At 58.0% G+C, this 16,125-nt stretch carries 8 protein-coding genes (1 of these 8 running past the window's edge); 5 read left to right on the top strand and 3 right to left on the bottom strand.

All coding sequences use genetic code 11. From position 1 onward, the window contains the following. Window positions 1-11 precede the first annotated feature (11 nt). Both N3C12_13500 and N3C12_13495 read right to left on the bottom strand, forming a co-directional pair. Window positions 12-1,493 (bottom strand): ribonuclease E/G, encoded by a 1,482-nt coding sequence (locus N3C12_13500; GenBank protein ID MCX8073442.1) that lies wholly within the window; start codon window positions 1,491-1,493, stop codon window positions 12-14. Further along, complete coding sequence (locus N3C12_13495; GenBank protein MCX8073441.1) at window positions 1,490-4,342, bottom strand: TIGR03960 family B12-binding radical SAM protein; 2,853 nt, start codon at window positions 4,340-4,342, stop codon at window positions 1,490-1,492. The genes N3C12_13500 and N3C12_13495 overlap by 4 nt, the downstream gene beginning before the upstream one ends. A 228-nt stretch (window positions 4,343-4,570) precedes the next feature. Here N3C12_13495 and N3C12_13490 point away from each other — a divergent pair, with 228 nt between their 5' ends. Continuing rightward, window positions 4,571-5,167 carry an HNH endonuclease gene (locus tag N3C12_13490; GenBank protein ID MCX8073440.1) on the top strand — a complete coding sequence of 199 codons (597 nt, stop codon included), beginning with the start codon at window positions 4,571-4,573 and terminating at the stop codon, window positions 5,165-5,167. Window positions 5,168-5,225: 58 nt separating this feature from the next. Here N3C12_13490 and N3C12_13485 read toward each other — a convergent pair whose 3' ends face one another. Beyond that, window positions 5,226-7,880, bottom strand: a complete 2,655-nt coding sequence (locus N3C12_13485; protein ID MCX8073439.1) for a fructose 1,6-bisphosphatase — start codon at window positions 7,878-7,880, stop codon at window positions 5,226-5,228. 233 nt (window positions 7,881-8,113) lie between these two features. On the opposite strand from N3C12_13485, the gene smc reads away from it, so the two are divergent. From smc to tyrS, 4 genes are all read left to right on the top strand, one after another. After that, the gene (smc, locus tag N3C12_13480; protein MCX8073438.1) at window positions 8,114-11,686 is read left to right on the top strand and encodes a chromosome segregation protein SMC; all 3,573 of its coding nucleotides are present in this window, start codon (window positions 8,114-8,116) and stop codon (window positions 11,684-11,686) included. 68 nt (window positions 11,687-11,754) lie between these two features. Further along, window positions 11,755-12,876, top strand: coding sequence for a signal recognition particle-docking protein FtsY (gene ftsY, locus N3C12_13475; GenBank protein MCX8073437.1), 1,122 nt, complete (start codon window positions 11,755-11,757; stop codon window positions 12,874-12,876). Window positions 12,877-13,700: 824 nt separating this feature from the next. Beyond that, a complete protein-coding gene (gene rny, locus N3C12_13470; protein MCX8073436.1) occupies window positions 13,701-15,257 on the top strand; it encodes a ribonuclease Y in 1,557 nt (518 codons plus the stop codon). Between the two features lie 149 nt (window positions 15,258-15,406). Then, on the top strand, window positions 15,407-16,125 hold the 5' portion of the coding sequence (tyrS, locus tag N3C12_13465) for a tyrosine--tRNA ligase (protein ID MCX8073435.1). 502 nt of this gene lie beyond the right edge of the window; only the first 719 of its 1,221 coding nucleotides appear in the window; its start codon is at window positions 15,407-15,409; its stop codon lies beyond the right edge, outside the window.

Here is a 16,125-nt window from a genome sequence, read left to right as displayed (position 1 = left end):
TGGCTCTCACCCTAGGTGACGAGTCGAATGGACGGTTGGTTCGAATGGGCGGGCCGAACCTCGAAGTTCACGGATGTGGCGGCTTCCAACGCGTGAACAAGGTCGAGCTCGCTGCGCAACCAATATTCGAAAAGCTCCCTTGGGGCCTCGATGATCGCGTGGCGGGCCGAGGGTACCGTTCGCAGTTTGTGGGCGGTCTCTCGCAGCAGGTTCCGCAGTCGGGTTTCTAGGTTCAACCGTTTGGCAGCGGAACCACACGTTGGGCATTTGCAGAGAAACAGTTCAGCAAGTGAGGGCCGCCGGTAGCGTCGCTGGATGTGGAGCAACGGGCAGCCTCGATGCACGTGGTAAGAAGTGATCGCCGCGTCACCCCGCAGGAGATCTTTGAGCACACTAAACCAGCTACTCTCACTGCCATTCTCCGGGGCGTTGACGAAGTCGACAATGATGGAACCTGAACAGTTTCGCAGGCGGAGCTGTGTTAGGATCGTTCGTGCGGCGTCGAAATTAAGGGATTTGAGGCTACGTCGTGAGCGGCTAGAGATGTGGCTTGCTAGTCGCTTGTCGCCACTGTTTACGTCAACCACGGTTGCGGCGTCCGTTAGGTCAAACCGTACGAAACCTCCTCCCGGGATAGGGACATCGGACGCGAGGGCCGCCTCGATTTGGTCATCGATGCGATGTTCCACGAAAAGAGGTGTGGGTTTTTGGTGTCGATGAAAGGGAGTGGGGCGACCCCGGGTTAGACCCAACCAAGCCTCTTTAGCGCGGCGTAGTGCGCTTTCGTCTCCATCTACGCAGATGCTGGTTAATTCAGGATGGCCGATTGCAAGAAAGAGACGGAGAACGGGGTCCCCAGCACGATAAACGAGCCCCGGGCCTGAATAACCATTCAGAGCCTGTAACAGGCGGTGCTGGGTTTGTTCGAGGCGCTCAATTTCGCTGACTAACTCGTCGGTCGATGCAAAGCAGGCGCGGGGATGGACCTCGAATCCATCCTCTCTTAGGCCCCTGTTGGCCAAGACCCCCAAAATGTCGGCACGGGTTTCACGCGAAATCTGCCACGGCGAATGGACGCCGCGTCTACCGAGGGCGAGCGCAAGGAAAAAGCCCTCGATGACAATGTGGGGGCTTACTCTCGCTAATTTGCCACCTCGGGGCAGCCTTCGAACTTGTACGAAAATGCTCAAGCCTTCGCGGAGTTTTTCAGGGATGTAAGCCCAGCCTTTTGCGCCGTTGGCCAGGGTCGTGCGGGTCCGAGCTACCTCGCATTCCGGAAAGCGACGTGTTTGCAAGATCCCGTGCTGTGAACCGAGGTCCACAATTGCCCCTGAAATCTCTGGCATGACCTTGACCACCCGTGCCTGAAACACGTCGCCGGGCAGGAGAGCCGGCTCGCGCAAATCTTCGGTCGCAAACTCCACGAGGGTGCCTTGCTCGAGCAGGGCAGCACGGATGTCGAGGTAGGAAAACTCAAGAAGAAGCTGCCTCACGCCGGTGTGGAACAGAACGGATGCTGGCCCGTGAGCCCCTGGATCGGTGTTGAGTCCGTTCGGAACAACGTCGCCACCTTGCGGACGGGGAGGCGAAGCACCCGTTCCCGCGACATATCTAGCAAGGATTGCAACAGCGGGTACAGTTTGGTTGCGCCACGCGGTCCAGGTGAGATCTCAACTGTCAACTCATCGGAACTTTGGGAAAGGAGTAGGCGCACTCCGTGGTCTTCCCGGTAGCCCGTAATTGCGAGACCACCGGCAGGGGAGAAATTATTGGACTCGTTGCCCAAATAGTTTGTGAGTCGAGCTACGATCCAAGATTGTCCATGCTCGGCGAGAAGGTCCGACAGATCCACTCGGTATCGAGCGCCACGGATGAGTTTTCCGAGAGACGGCGCCCTCAGGGGTACCTCCCCCGCATCCGCGATCGAGATGCCTGAAGGCATTTCACCGTTCAAACGATCTTTCACCTCCGAAGGGTGGAGAAACTCGCAAAGGTACAGGTCCGCGAACTCGCTCTCGCTTTCAATCCCGAACGGTAGTGCTGGCCCAAAGGAAAGTCTTGGCAAGGGATGATGACCCTCACTGAAGGCTACCGGTAGCCTTGCGCGGCGGACAGCCCGGTAGAAAAGATTGGTTAACTCCACGCTTCCGATAAAGCGCGCGCGGCCGGTTTTCACGTAGCGTAGCCGGATTCGGCATCGGGTGGACTTCTGGTCAAACCTGACCCCAGCGCGAAGAGCACCCTCGCCATTGGCGGTCAGCCATTCTTCCGCCGTGCCTAACGTGTCCACGCGCAGCGAGGCATGAGGCTGGTCTGCTTGCGCAGCCTTTTCCTGAGCTTCTGGATTCATGGTGTTTAGCGGCGATCGCAGCGGCGACCGTAGCAAATCCGGTCGATGAACCTTCTTCCATCCTCTGGGCTCCCAGTCATCGCTTTCCCGAGCCGTTCCAACCACGTCTGCTGCCCAGTGTCGGATTGCGCTACCCCGGTGCTCGGCCGCCTTCGATCCGGCTATGTGGTAATCAATGTTTCGAATCTCCTTAAAGTCACAGGCCCCGCAGTACGTGCAGCGGGCGATACTGCAGTCTGGCGTTAATGTGCCCTCAAAAGCGCGAGCAAGTTCGCGCTGGAAGAACTGTTTTGTCACACCCGAACTCAAGTGGTCCCAAGGAAGCGGTTCATCGAGCAATCTACGGCGCAACTCATGCCCGATGTCGATCCCCGATTCTTGGAGTGCTTGTTCCCACAGGTCGAAGCGGCACTGGTCGGTCCATCCGTCGAAGCGACATCCAAGCTGAAACGCTCGATAAAGGGCTGCAGCAGTTCGGCGGTCTCCGCGGGAAAAAATCCCCTCTAAAACCGAAAGCCGCGCATCGTGATAACGGAGGCTGACGCCGGTTCCACGAAGAGCCTGATGTAGGAACTCCTGGCGGGCTCTCGTCTCCTCCAGAGAGAGCTGCCGAACCCACTGGAACGGTGTATGGGGCTTGGGTACAAAGTTCGAGACCGATGCAACAACCTCCGTGCCGCGGGGAGCGAGCCTGCGAATCTTGACCGATAGATCCGCGATTCCACGTAAATCCTCTTCTGTTTCCCCTGGCAGCCCCAACATAAAGTACAGCTTTAAATGTCGCCATCCGAGGCGAAAGATCAAATTTGCAGCTTCCAGGAGCTCCTCTTCTGAATACTCTTTCTGTATGATATTCCGTAACCTTTGTGTTCCCGCTTCCGGTGCCAAGGTAAAGCCTGTTTTTCGTACGCGGCGAATTTGTTCCAGAAGTGAGGGTGCCAATGCCTCCACCCGCGTGGATGGGAGTGACACGGCAACGCGGGAAGTTTCCAAACGGTCCATTAATTCTTTGAGTACGGGGTTGACGCAACTGTAGTCGCCGGTGCTCAAGCTGAGCAGCGAGAGTTCTTCCTGCCCGGTGTATGCAGCTGCTCGCAAAGCTTCCTGGATAACGCGCTCAGGACTTCGTTCCCGTAGAGGTCTGTAGATGTATCCCGCCTGGCAGAACCTACAACCTTTCACGCAGCCACGCATCACTTCGATGCTTGGCCGATCGTGGACAACTGGCACGGAAGGCACCAGAAACGTTTTCCTCGTGGGAATGGTGTTCAAGTCGCTAACGACGCGTTTTTCCACCTGTGAGTAGTCCGAGCATTTAGGGGTGACTCTCAGGAGTTTTCCGTCCGCCGTGTATTCTGGCTCGAAAAATTTTGGTACGTAAACGCCACGAATTTTGCGGAGGGCCAACAACAAGCCCTCTTTGTCTGATGCCTTGCGCCATTGCAGGACTACGTCGCAAATATCGTGAATGGCCTCCTCGCCGTCGCCCAATAAAACTGCATCTAAAAAGGGTGCAAGCGGCTCCGGGTTGAAGGCACAGGGACCGCCTGCGATCACAAGTGGGTACCGGAGGTCGCGCTCGTGCGCGAAGAGGGGGATCCCTCCGAGGTTCAACATGTTCAAAAGGTTTGTGTATGTAAGCTCGTACTGGAGCGTGAAGCCCAGGATGTCGAAGGCATGAAGCGGCGTGAAGGTTTCGAGGGAGACCAGAGGCAGCTTTTGCTGGCGGAGCAAGGCCTCCAAATCGGTCCATGGAGCGTACACTCTCTCCGCATACACATCGCGCCGGCGGTTCAGGAGGTCGTAAAGGATGTGGAGACCTGGGTGCGATTGGGCAATCTCGTAAACGTCGGGGAATGCCAGGGCCACGCGAAGCTGTACCGACTGAGGGTCTTTTCGGACCACTCCGTATTCCGCTCCCAAGTAGCGACCGGGCTTTTGAACGAGGGGCAATATGGAGGCGTACGCGGACTCGTAGGAGCTTGCCGACATGGAACTTACCTTATGGAACTTACCTTAAGGGGCATTTGGGGGCGAGGCAATGCCTAGAGAAGCGCTGCCACTTACTTCTGAGGCTGAGGGATTTATACCGGCATGGCGCATAAGCAGCCCCCAGGAAACTATGGCTTGACGACCACCCGCTCACAGGGCTAGGCGCTGTGCCGCTATGCTTTGATCTGGCATTTGTTCGGAGCCGGGATGCAAGCAGCAGCAGGCAGTGTGCTAAATTCTAAAGTACTTGTCTTAAACCGGTCGTTTCTGCCGGTTCACATCACCTCTGTGCGGCGCGCGTTCTGTCTTCTGTACCAGGGGCTCGCACATGCTGTCGATCAGGAATATAGGACATTTGATTTCGAGAGCTGGGCGCAACTCTCGGCAAGCGTGCATGACGAACGTATCGGGTTGGTGGACCGAGTCATTCGCGTGCCGCGGGTGATTCTGCTTCTGGCCTTTGACCGCGTTCCCAAACGGCGCGTGCGCTTTAGTCGCTTCAACATCTACAGCCGTGATCGCAATACTTGTCAGTACTGTGGCCAGGTTTTCCCGCGGAGCGAACTGAATCTCGATCATGTGATTCCCCGCTCGCGTGGGGGTAAATCGACCTGGGAGAACGTTGTCTGCTCATGCCACACGTGCAATCGCCGCAAAGGGGGACGCACTCCGGAGGAAGCGGGCATGAAGTTGCTCCGAACGCCCCGGCGCCCGGAATGGACGCCGTTCATGCTCGAGACCTTTAGCTTGCGTCGCTATAAAGAATGGGCCCCGTTTCTTTCCCTTGTTGACGCTTCCTACTGGAACGTAGAGCTCCAAGAATAAATTCGTGGCTGTAACGCAAGCTGCCCGCTGGGTCGGAATCCTCTAGAAGCAGCGCTCGTTACTTGTTGATCCAAACACCGTAGCGAGAGTCGGCAGCCGTAATTTTCCTGAGCACCTTCATCAGTGGATAAGCTGGTTCCACGTCGCGAGCTCCAACCCCAACAGGGGTGAATTCAGAACCCTGGGCTGTCCAGAGCTTTTCGTTCAAAGCTTCGATGCGGTCGCGCGCCTCTGTAAAGTCAGGCTCCGCGTACACATCTTGGAGCGTCAAATGCTTCCCATTGTGCACGCCAACCCGCAGGCCAACCTCTAGCCCGCGGCTACGGATGGTGGCTACGGCTTCTGACAACGGCTTCGGGGAGAGCATCATGTAGTGGGATCCTCGTTCGTCACCTTGCGTGAGATAGAATCCATCGCGCATCAGCGTGAAAATCGGCTCGACAAGTTCTGGAACACCCAGCAGTACCGGATCGTCCTTGCCGACATATTCTCCCCCTGCAATGAGCGCGAGCTTTTCCGTCGAGGCGGACAGCAAAAGTTGGTCGAGATGCTGTGTGATTTGGCCGGGGTCAGCCACAGGTTGCGTCAGAGACCAGACCCGTTTGACGTTAAACAGGTTCGTCGCCCCAAGGAGACGCCCAATCTCCGCCCGGTGGTAGAAGGCATCGAGGAAAATCCGTCGGTGTTTATGAACGTCGAAGATCTCTACGGCTAGTGAGCGGCCCACGGTGTGGAGGTGTTGGGGACGTTCCATGACGGCGTTCAGGGCGAACCAGACCGGCAAATTGAATGCTGCGGGCCCGGCTTTGTCTGCTGCGACAAGGCCGACCGTTGTGTTCGGCCCAAAGACCGGGAGCTCTGCAAACCCTGGCCCCTGTCCCGTTACGTTCCCGGCAAAGGGTCGGCGGACTTCAGTGGCCGTACGTCCGCCTTGCCATTCTCGTAAGGCTTGTTCGATTTTCGGAAGGGCTTGCCGCTCGGGGTCGGGGAGGAATCTTCCTAGGAAATTCACAAACTCCTCGGAGGGTTCGGCAAGCTCTTCTACTTTCTTCCCTTTGGTGGCGGGGCCAATTTTGAGGTCTTGGGCGAGCCCGTAGGGCTTGTACTGTAATAGCTCTGTCACCCACACTGCGCGCCAAAACGTTCGGAACGCTAACAAATGAATCTCGTTCGCATCGATCCCCCGTTCATGGAGCATGAGGAGGTGAAGGTCATCGCCCACCGCGAAGACCTCGAAGCTGCGCAACATGCCGGCTTGCCGCGCCTCTTCTAAGGCGGCCTGGGCAACCCCAACGAAGAGTGTCGGCGGAGCGGTGTGACCAAGCTTCCCCCCTCCATCAGCCTTAATGTCCGACAGCACCAACGTGCCGGGTCGGGCAAACCTCCTTACAACCTCGTCTACTTGACCCTGTTCCGTCGCCGGAATGGGCGAGAAGAAATTGGCAAGTTTCGCTGCCTGGTCCCGTGCCCGTGCCTCCGCCTCTTCGGCGGTCACAAAGGGTTGGAACTCCCCATGCCCCATCATGAGACGCGCAAATTCAGTGGCGCGGCGTTGCAGGCGCCTTGTTTGAACGCTGTCTTGCGCAAAGAGATCGACGACGTCATGATGCGGGGGGATTCGGCCGTTGTCGTACGATTGATACGAGTACGCGCAAATCCGGGCTACGCCTGGCTGTGTACATCCAGCCGCCGCTTCAGTCAGCGTGGTTGGCATGACCGCAAGGTGGTAGCCGCCATTGGAGCCCCCAACGGTGAGATGGAAGTCACCCCCGAGGTTGAAATGAGCCTCGCCAATAGCGGGAAGACCACTCTGTAAGCGAACCGCGAGCACAGGTTCACTCTGCGGATCACTCCCCGGAGTTTGAACACAGACAAGTGCTACGGGTTCATGGCGTGTAGCTTGCCAGTCGTTGCCGTCATGAACAAAACGACCTTGGACCGCGTAAACTGCCGACAGCACCCATTCCGACGGGTTGGCGATCAGCGAGAGCAGCTCAGCCCAGTCGCCGACCTGGCTCGCCTCCACGGTTATGGGTCCGGCAGCGTTAGGATAGACAAAATGCAAACACGGCTCCGCCGCGCGGTCGCCAAAGAAGTACACTCGCCTACGGGTCTCTTGATTGAGGAGGCTTGGGACATGCTCGACCAGCGCAACGAAACGAGTGCCGTCGAGCCGCTGATGCGAGCCCTTATCGGGATGGAAAAACATGTTGAAAAGCATCCGATTGAACCCGCCCACGGCACCAGAGATGAGTTTCGCCACCAAGATCGGCTCTGCCCCCCGTTCAGTGAACGGAAAGCGGAGGGTCCGTACCCGAAGTTGCCTGCATTGTTCTTGGATAGGTTGTGACATGAGGGGTTTGAGAGCGCCGAGAAGGTCCGGAGTGGCCTTGGATCCGTCTTCCAGCCCGCTTCGAATGGCTGCCCAAACTTCGTCGTCGGGGCTTTGACAGTAGTGGTCGGCTCCAATTCGGTTTACCTGGATTAGCAAGTCGCTCCCGAACCGGTGGACCAGGCAGCTACGGATCGCTTCTCGCTCAACGAGGGTTTCGAGTTTTCGCCGGACAGAGTCGCACACCCCCGCCGGAATCGCAGTTGCCCCGGGCAAGAGTGGTAGGAGCCGAACAGAATGAAACGTTGCGACCACTCTTTTGTTTTGACGGGTCGCTTCGAGTGCGAGAAATTCCTCATTCAGCTTGCCGACGTCTGCCATGTGTTGTCCCTCCACCGAGTGCGAAACGTCTCCAACCACGGCTTATGGTGTCTTCCTGACCGAGGTCAACTCCCTACCATGACCGAGGGTGGTTTTGGGAGATCGTTATCCTGTGCGAACGCCACTCGATCATCGCTAGGACGACCCTGGGGAGGCAGTTGGCCGGCTTGCGTTGACCAGTCAATGCGGGCTAAGAGGGAGCCCGTTGCGGCGGCGCTGGGTGTTGGTGAGGAATGCGTCTTAAGCAGTTAGAGATTGAAGGCTTCAAATCCTTTCCCCATCGGACCGTTATTGAGTTCGCACGTGGGTTGACCGCGATCGTGGGGCCGAACGGTTGCGGGAAATCCAATGTCGTCGACGCAATTCGGTGGGTGTTAGGGGAGCAGAGTGCTCGCCTGCTGCGAGGAGCCCAGATGGAGGACGTGCTCTTCAAGGGCTCGGACCAGCTACCCCCAAGCAACATGGCAGAGGTCTCGCTGACTCTGGAGCTTGGGGGACCTTCGGAGCGCTTGGAGGCACTCGATGAAAACTCGATTGCTGCCCAGATTTTGCGCGAGTGCGGCGAGGCAAAAGTTACACGCCGACTGTACCGATCTGGTGAATCTGAGTATCTGCTGAACGGCCGAGCGTGTCGCTTGCGCGACGTAACAGACATGTTCCTGGGTTCCGGGGTAGGGGCGCGGTCTTACGCGGTGATAGAGCAGGGTAAGGTCGACCAGCTCATTGTTGCTAAGCCAGAGGATCGGAGGAGCTGGATCGAAGAGGCGGCTGGAACGACACTGTTCCGCGTAAGGAAAATTGCGGCTGAGCGTAAAATGGAGCGCACAAAGGAGAACCTCCAGCGCCTGAATGACATTCTCCGAGAACTGGAACGGCAACTGAATTACATGCGACGCCTTGCAAAAAGGGCTGAGCAGGCGCGGGCCGCTGAGGACGAAATCCGCCGAATCGAGCTGATTCTGGCGGTACGTGAAAGGGCGCGGCTGGAGGAATGGATTGCGGAAAAAGAGAGTGCGGTTCGAGCAATCGTTGTTGCTGCGGAGGGAATCCGCGAGCGCCTTGACCGTGCCGAGCTCGAGCTGGAAGTGAGTCGGTCGCACGAGCGGGATGCTTTGGTCCAGTTAAGCTCGCTTCGCGAGCGGCGCGTGCAGTTAGAAGCCGAGCTTGAAGGGTTGCGTGGGCAGATAGCTCTCGCGCGGCGGCAACAGGAAGAAAGATCGAACCGGAAGAGAGCTATCGAGAGCGAGCTATCGTCGATCCGGGCTCAGGTGAGAGAGTCGGCGGAAATCCGTACACGAGAGGCTGAAAAACGCTCTCAAATCGCGCGCGAAATCTTTGTCCTCGAACATAAGCGAGGGGTGGCCGCGCGAACGCGAGAGCTTCTGGGCGCACGGTTAACCGCCTACAAAATGGAACTTGAGCGGATCCGAACTCAGGATCTGGAGCTCCGGCAAGAACGGTCGGAGTTAGAGAATGAAGACCGGCGCCTGCGAAAGGAAAGTGCCGAGCTGGCAACTCGGAAAGACTTTTACGACAAAGAGCTGCAGGCTGCTTCGGCGAGGCTTAGAGAAGTGGAACAGGAGCTCCTGCGTTGCAAGCGCCAGTGGCAGGTTGCTCAAGACCAGCGGTGCCGCCTCTTGCAGCGGCAAGAGGAAAAGCGACAGCGTGCTGAGGCCTTGGCGAGGGAACTCCGGGATCGGCAACAAGAGAACGAAGAGTTGGCGGACGAGTGCCTGCGGTTGCAGTCGCGGTTGGACACCCTCGAAGAGCTCCGCCGCCGCTATGCGGGCTTTAATCCGAGCGTGCAGAAGCTTCTCCTCGGCGAGAACGGATCGCGCTGGGCGCGCGCGGTGGTCGCCGAGATTTTGGACGTGCCTGCAGCGCTGGAGCGTGCAGTAGCGGCTGCCTTGGGCGACCTTTTGCAATGCGTGATTGTGAACCAGGAAGAAGAGTCTCTTGCCGCCGTGAGCCGTTTGCGTGAGGCGGGTCTCGGACGTGGATGGTTCGTCGCGCTGACGGGGACCTCGCGCAACGGCAAAAAATTGTGCGGCATTGAAGGAAACATCCAACCGCTTGCCGACCTTGTGGGTTCCGAGCAGCCATATCGAGAGGTGGTCGGAAGGCTCTTAGCTGACGTAGCGTTGGTCCCCCGTTTAGAGGACGCACTCGCGTACCACCGGAGACTGCAGAGTGAGTGCTTGCTGGTGACGCCAGCTGGGGAAAGCGTCGACCGGCATGGAGTCGTCAGCGGTGGAGCAGGGGGCGCCAACCCAGGGGAGGAACTTTTAGCGCGCCGAAGGCTCGTTCAGGAACTCGCGCAATCACTTCGGCTGAAAAACGCGGAATTGAGAGAGAAGCGGGAGGCCTACGAGCAGTTGGCGCGGGGTTTGGAGGCGGAGCGGCAGGAGTTGTTGGGGGTGGAGGCGGCGCTGCAGCGGCTTTCCGTGCAAATTGTGGGATGGCAGAAAGATATTGATCGGTGGAAAGAAGAAAGACGGCGATTGGTGGATCAAGTAGAGCATGGTTCTTTGGAGCGGGTCCGCTTAGTTGCCCGGTCTTTAGAAGTCGGAGCTCGGATTGCGGCTGTCAGTGAGCGGTTGAAAGTATTGGCGACCATTGGCTCCGAGGCGCAGCCTCTAGCGGAGTTGCTTGAGGGGCAGTCCGTCCAGGCGGAGCAACGGTGCGTCCAATTGGACAGGCAGATTCGGGGTTGGGAACTCGATCTTGCTCGGGCGCGGGAGCGGCATGAAGCCCTCGTGCAGACTTTAGTGCGGCTGGAACAGCAGGAGGTTGCTCTGCGACAGCGAATGAAGAGCTTGATCGAAGCCTTGGCGGCGTCGTCTGTGGAGCACGATAAAACAGCAAGCGCGATTGCGGAGTTGGAATTCAGGCAGGCGCGTCTTCAGCGGCAAGTTGAATCGTTGGCTCAGGAAGAGCGCGCGAGGGATGACAACATCGCGCAGGCAGCTGCTCGCAGGGAGTTGGCGGAGCGTACTGTCCACGAAATGTCCATGGAACTTGACTCCTGCAGAGAGGGTCGGGCGAGAGCTGAGGTGGAGTTGGTCGAGACTCGGTCTCAGCTAGAGCACCTGCGTCAAACGGTGCTAGAACGCTATCGCTGTAAACTCGAGGATGTGGTGGTTGAGGATTGCCCGGAGACCGAGGAGGACTTGCGACGACGATTGGAAGCTTTGAGGTCGACTTTGGAGAGAGTTGGCGGAGTAGGGTCGAGTGTTGTTGAAGAACTGCGGGAAACAGAAGAGCGAGCTCAATTCCTGCGAACGCAAAAAGCGGACCTGGAACGCGCGCTGAAAGATGTAGAGAACACAATTGAGCGGTTGGACGGTGTTTCGCGGGGGAAATTCCTCGAGGCCTTCGAAGCGATCCAAAGTCAGTTTGCCGCGGTCATGCCTCGTCTGTTTGGAGGTGGGGAGGGGCGGCTGGTTTTGGCGGAGCCGGCGAATCTCTCAACCTCTGGTGTGGACATTATTGTCCGACCACCAGGGAAGAGGTTGGAAACCGTTGCGCTGCTCTCAGGGGGAGAGAAAGCTTTGGCGGCAGTTGCCTTGATTTTCTCTTTATTTGCGTGGCGCCCCAGTCCATTTTGCATCCTCGACGAGGTGGACGCTGCGCTGGATGATGCAAATGTCGTGAGGTTCATGGAACTCGTGCGGGCAATGACGAGCAGCTCGCAATTTATTGTGATTACCCACAACAAGCGTACAATGCAGGTGGCAGACCGCCTGTATGGGGTGACGATGCAGCAGCCCGGTGTCTCTACGCTGCTAGCCGTGGAGCTGCACTAATAGCACTTGGGTGAGCGGTTGCCTTCTTTGCTAGCAGGATTCGACGCTTTCCTCTAACCTGCCAGTTTATGGAAGGGGACTGGATTATCACATCCCTCCTGATTCTTGCGGCCCTGGGGCTCGGAGGGGCTGCAACCTGGCGGCGCCTGCGCCATAAGCAGCTTCGAGGGGGCGTGGGAGGAGGCGGACCGGATGCGGACGGTAGCGCCGCCGACCACACGGAGGGGTCGGACTTATTCGCTGGGTTGGCGCGCACGCGGGAACGGTTGCGTGCCATTTGGGAGGGGGCAGGAGAGCGAGGGAGCCTCGAGGTGATCGAGGAAGCCTTGATAGCCGCGGACGTTGGAGCGGAGTTAGCGAGAGAGGTCGTGAAACGTCTTCGCGCTGTTGGCGGTCGAACCACCGATGCAAAAGCGTTCCGAAAGTTGCTCGCGGGAGAGCTCGAGCGCATTTTGGAACAAGTACAAGGTGCTGGTCGTCGTTGGGATCAACCGAGGCAAAAGCCCAGAGCGATTGTAATAGTTGGGGTCAACGGAGTCGGCAAAACGACATCCGTTGCAAAGCTGGCTTACTGGTTGCGGGCGAAGGGGTTCAAAGTGCTGTTGGTGGCGGCCGATACTTTTCGTGCAGCTGCGGCCGAGCAGCTTGCGCAATGGTCTCAGCGGTTAGGCGTTGGCTGTGTTCGCCACCAAGCCGGGTCAGACCCGGCGGCGGTCGTGTTTGACGGGCTGCAAGCAGCCAAGTCCCGAGATGTGGATTTTGTGATCGTCGACACGGCGGGGCGGTTACACTCAAGGCAACCACTGGTAGAGGAGCTTAAGAAAATTGTGCGGCTCACTCAGCGGGAGTTGGGGGAAGAGAGCGTCGAGGTTTTCCTTGTAATCGACGCTACCAACGGTCAGAATGCGTTGGTGCAAGCACGCGTGTTGTCGGAGGCGGTACCAGTGACCGGTGTTTGCCTCACCAAGTTGGACGGGACGGCCAAGGGTGGAGTTGCCATCTCGATTGCCGCGAAGCTTGCATTGCCAGTTCTCTTCGTAGGTGTTGGGGAAAGACTGGAAGACTGGGAGGAATTCAACACGAAGCGTTTCGTCGCGGCGTTGATCGGGGATTCCTCGTCGTCACCCGTTCGTGATCCGACTGGCGAAGAGGGGCGGCAGCTGCAACAAGTTCTTTCGTCGAGCGCCTGAGCCGCTTCGTGCGGCCTGAACTTGAGGGAAGCAATTGTAGAGCTTCGGAGTATTCCGCTTCGTCGCTTTGTGTCGCCGGTCTCTTTTCCCGGACTTGGCCCCTCTCGCTACTTTGTCTCTTCGAGTTTAAACCTTTTTGTTATAGGCCGCACCGTGAACGGCTTACGTGCCATACCACGTAACGGAGAGGCTGGACGGGCGCCTAGGGCGAATGACTCCGCCTGGAAAGAAGCACTTCGTTGTTCTCTGCGCGCATGGCGTCGTCAGCTAGTCGGGCCAGGAAAAGAGCCCGCAATCGGTATGATTGTCGCGATGAGAGCTCTGGATGCGGTCGATTTGCGCCTCACGGACGCAGTCCTGCTTTATCTGGAAAACGAAAACGAAGTCCCGACCGGTCCGATTATCTGGTGGGCAGTGCGAAACCATATCCCAATTTTCTTGCCCTGCTGGGGAGATGGGGAGTGGACGGTGCGTCGGTGGTCCCCAGGGGCGCCGCTCCAAAAAGCCAAATTCGGCCTGTGGCAGCCGATGACTACGGCCCCCGGGCTCCAAAGGGTACGTTCGATGGTGGCTTATGTCCCGGTGGTGGCGTGGAGCAGATCAGGTGCACGTTTAGGACGCGGAGCGGGGGTCTATGATCGCCTGTTAGGGTGGTTGCGGGGGCAAGTTGCGCTGCAAATCATAGGGTTAGCATATGAATTTCAGAGGGTGCCCGGCTTGCTTCCGGAGCGTTGGGACGTGGGGCTTGATAGGATCGTGACTGAACGGCGCACGTTGGTATGCTCGCCGGGTGTAATTGCAACTGAAGAAAGGAGTATTCGACCGTGGAATTCTACTTTTTGATCGGGCTGGCGGTTGGTGTCATCGCGGCCCTGGCATTTGAGTTTGTACGATTACGGCGCTCCTCGGCTGCGCGGGCCGCGCAAGTGGCCGAGGCGACACGTCTTGTGGAGGAGGCGAAGGGTGAGGCAGGTCGGATCGTTCGCGAGGCAGAGCTTAAAGGCAAAGAGCTTTTGGTTCAGGCGCAGGCCGAGGCAGAGCAGCTATCCAAGGAGAGGCGGCGAGAACTGCAGCAGTTGGAAAAGCGATTGGCGCAGCGTGAGGAGACGTTGGACCGGCGGGGGGACCAACTGGACCGACGCGACGCTGAACTGGATCGGCGGGAAGAACGGTTGCGCGAAAAGGAAATGGCGTTGGAGCACCAGACGCAGCAATGTCAGCAGCTTTTGGAACAGGCGCGCCAACAGCTTGAACGGGTAGCCGGCCTCACGCGTGAGGAGGCCAAGCAGATGCTCGTGGAGCAGATGACCGAAGAGGCTCGCCATGAGGCTGCGCGGCGGATACGTGTCATTGAGGAAGAAGCACGGGCTGAAGCTGAAAGGCGAGCAAAAAAAATTGTGTCCATCGCCATTGAGCGGCTCGCGGGTGATTTTGCTGCGGAGCGGACTGTTTCAGTCATTCATCTACCGAACGATGAAATGAAGGGTCGCATTATTGGTCGTGAAGGGCGGAACATTCGTGCGATCGAAGCGGCTACCGGCGTTGATTTAATTATCGATGATACACCCGAATCGGTGATCGTCTCGTGCCACAACCCAATTCGCCGTGAGATTGCAAGAATTGCGCTGGAGAAACTCATTTCCGATGGCCGGATTCACCCCGGGCGGATCGAGGAAGTGGTCCGCCGTGCGGAACAAGAGCTGGAGGAGAGCATTCGTGAAGCGGGCCAGAAAGCACTGTTGGAGGTGGGCATCCACGGCGTACACCCTGAGTTGGTGAAGCTTCTGGGAATGCTGAAGTATCGTTACAGCTACGCGCAGAACGTTTTGGCACACTCCATTGAAGCGGCATTCATTTGTGGCGCGATGGCCGCGGAACTTGGGCTGAACGAGAAGCAGGCTCGCCGGGCGGCGTTGCTTCACGACATCGGTAAGGCGCTGACGCATGAGGTCGAGGGTTCTCACGCAATCATTGGTGCTGACATAGCGCGCCGTTATGGCGAGTCCGCGAAAATCGTGAATGCCATTGCGGCCCACCATGAGGAGGTGAAGGCAGAAACGATCCTGGCTCCATTGGTGGACGCTGCCGATGCATTGTCCGGAGCCCGGCCTGGGGCGCGGCGCGAGATGTTGGAGAGCTACGTGAAACGGTTAGAAGACTTGGAGCGGATTACGAACTCGTTCAAGGGAGTAGAGAAGTCGTTTGCTGTGCAAGCAGGTCGGGAAATACGGATTATCGTTGAACCCCGCACGGTGAGCGATGAGCTGGTTCCCGTCCTGGCGCGGGATATTGCTCGAAAGATTGAGAACGAGATGACATATCCTGGCCAGATCAAAGTAACTGTGATCCGGGAGACCCGAGCGAGTGACGTAGCGCGGTGAGAGGGTGGTTGTGGTCGTTTGGAACGAGACGCTGATGGCAAGGAGAGAGGGTCTTTGCTTTTAGCGCTGCCTCGTTGGGTGCGGGTCTAGGTGGTTGAGCCTCAGGCTTCTAGTTGCGCACCCAGGGAATGGCGAATACGGGAGGAAAAGTGGAGCCTGCGGACCAGCAGTTCGCGTCACTCCGCCGAGGCGCAGTGGATATTGTCCCGGAGACGGAATTTCTCGAGAAGCTGCGCTTGGGTCGGCCATTGCGGGTAAAATTTGGTGCTGATCCCTCGGCTCCGGACCTCCACCTTGGGCACGTAGTCGTACTGCGGAAGTTGCGGCAGTTTCAGGAACTGGGGCACCAGGTGATTTTTCTGATTGGCGATTTCACGGCGCGCATTGGAGATCCCACGGGACGCTCCGAGACGCGGCGGGCTCTGAGCGCTGAGGAGGTTGCGCGCAACGCAAAGACTTATCAAGAGCAAGTCTCTAAGATTCTCGATCTTCGCCGGACGGAGATCCGCTTCAATTCGGAGTGGATGGAGAGTATGCGGGCGGCAGAGTTCGTGTCGCTTTGTTCGCATTACACCGTTGCGAGAATGTTGGAGCGTGACGATTTTGCGCGTCGTTACTCACGCGGTGAGCCAATTGGAATCCACGAATTTCTCTACCCGTTGATCCAAGGGTACGACTCTGTAGCGCTGCGGGCTGACATTGAAGTTGGGGGCACGGACCAGCGATTCAATTTGCTGGTCGGGCGGGAACTCCAAAAGGCGTTTGGGCAGGACCCGCAGGTCGTGTTCACCCTTCCATTGCTGGAAGGTACCGACGGCGTGCAGAAAATGAGTAAATCGTTGGGCAACGCAATAGGGATTACCGAACC

It is taken from the genome of Candidatus Binatia bacterium (assembly GCA_026415395.1).
GTDB lineage: Bacteria > Desulfobacterota > Binatia > HRBIN30 > HRBIN30 > HRBIN30.
Note: the sequence above shows the minus strand (reverse complement) of the source record. Positions and strands in the feature narration are given on the sequence as shown.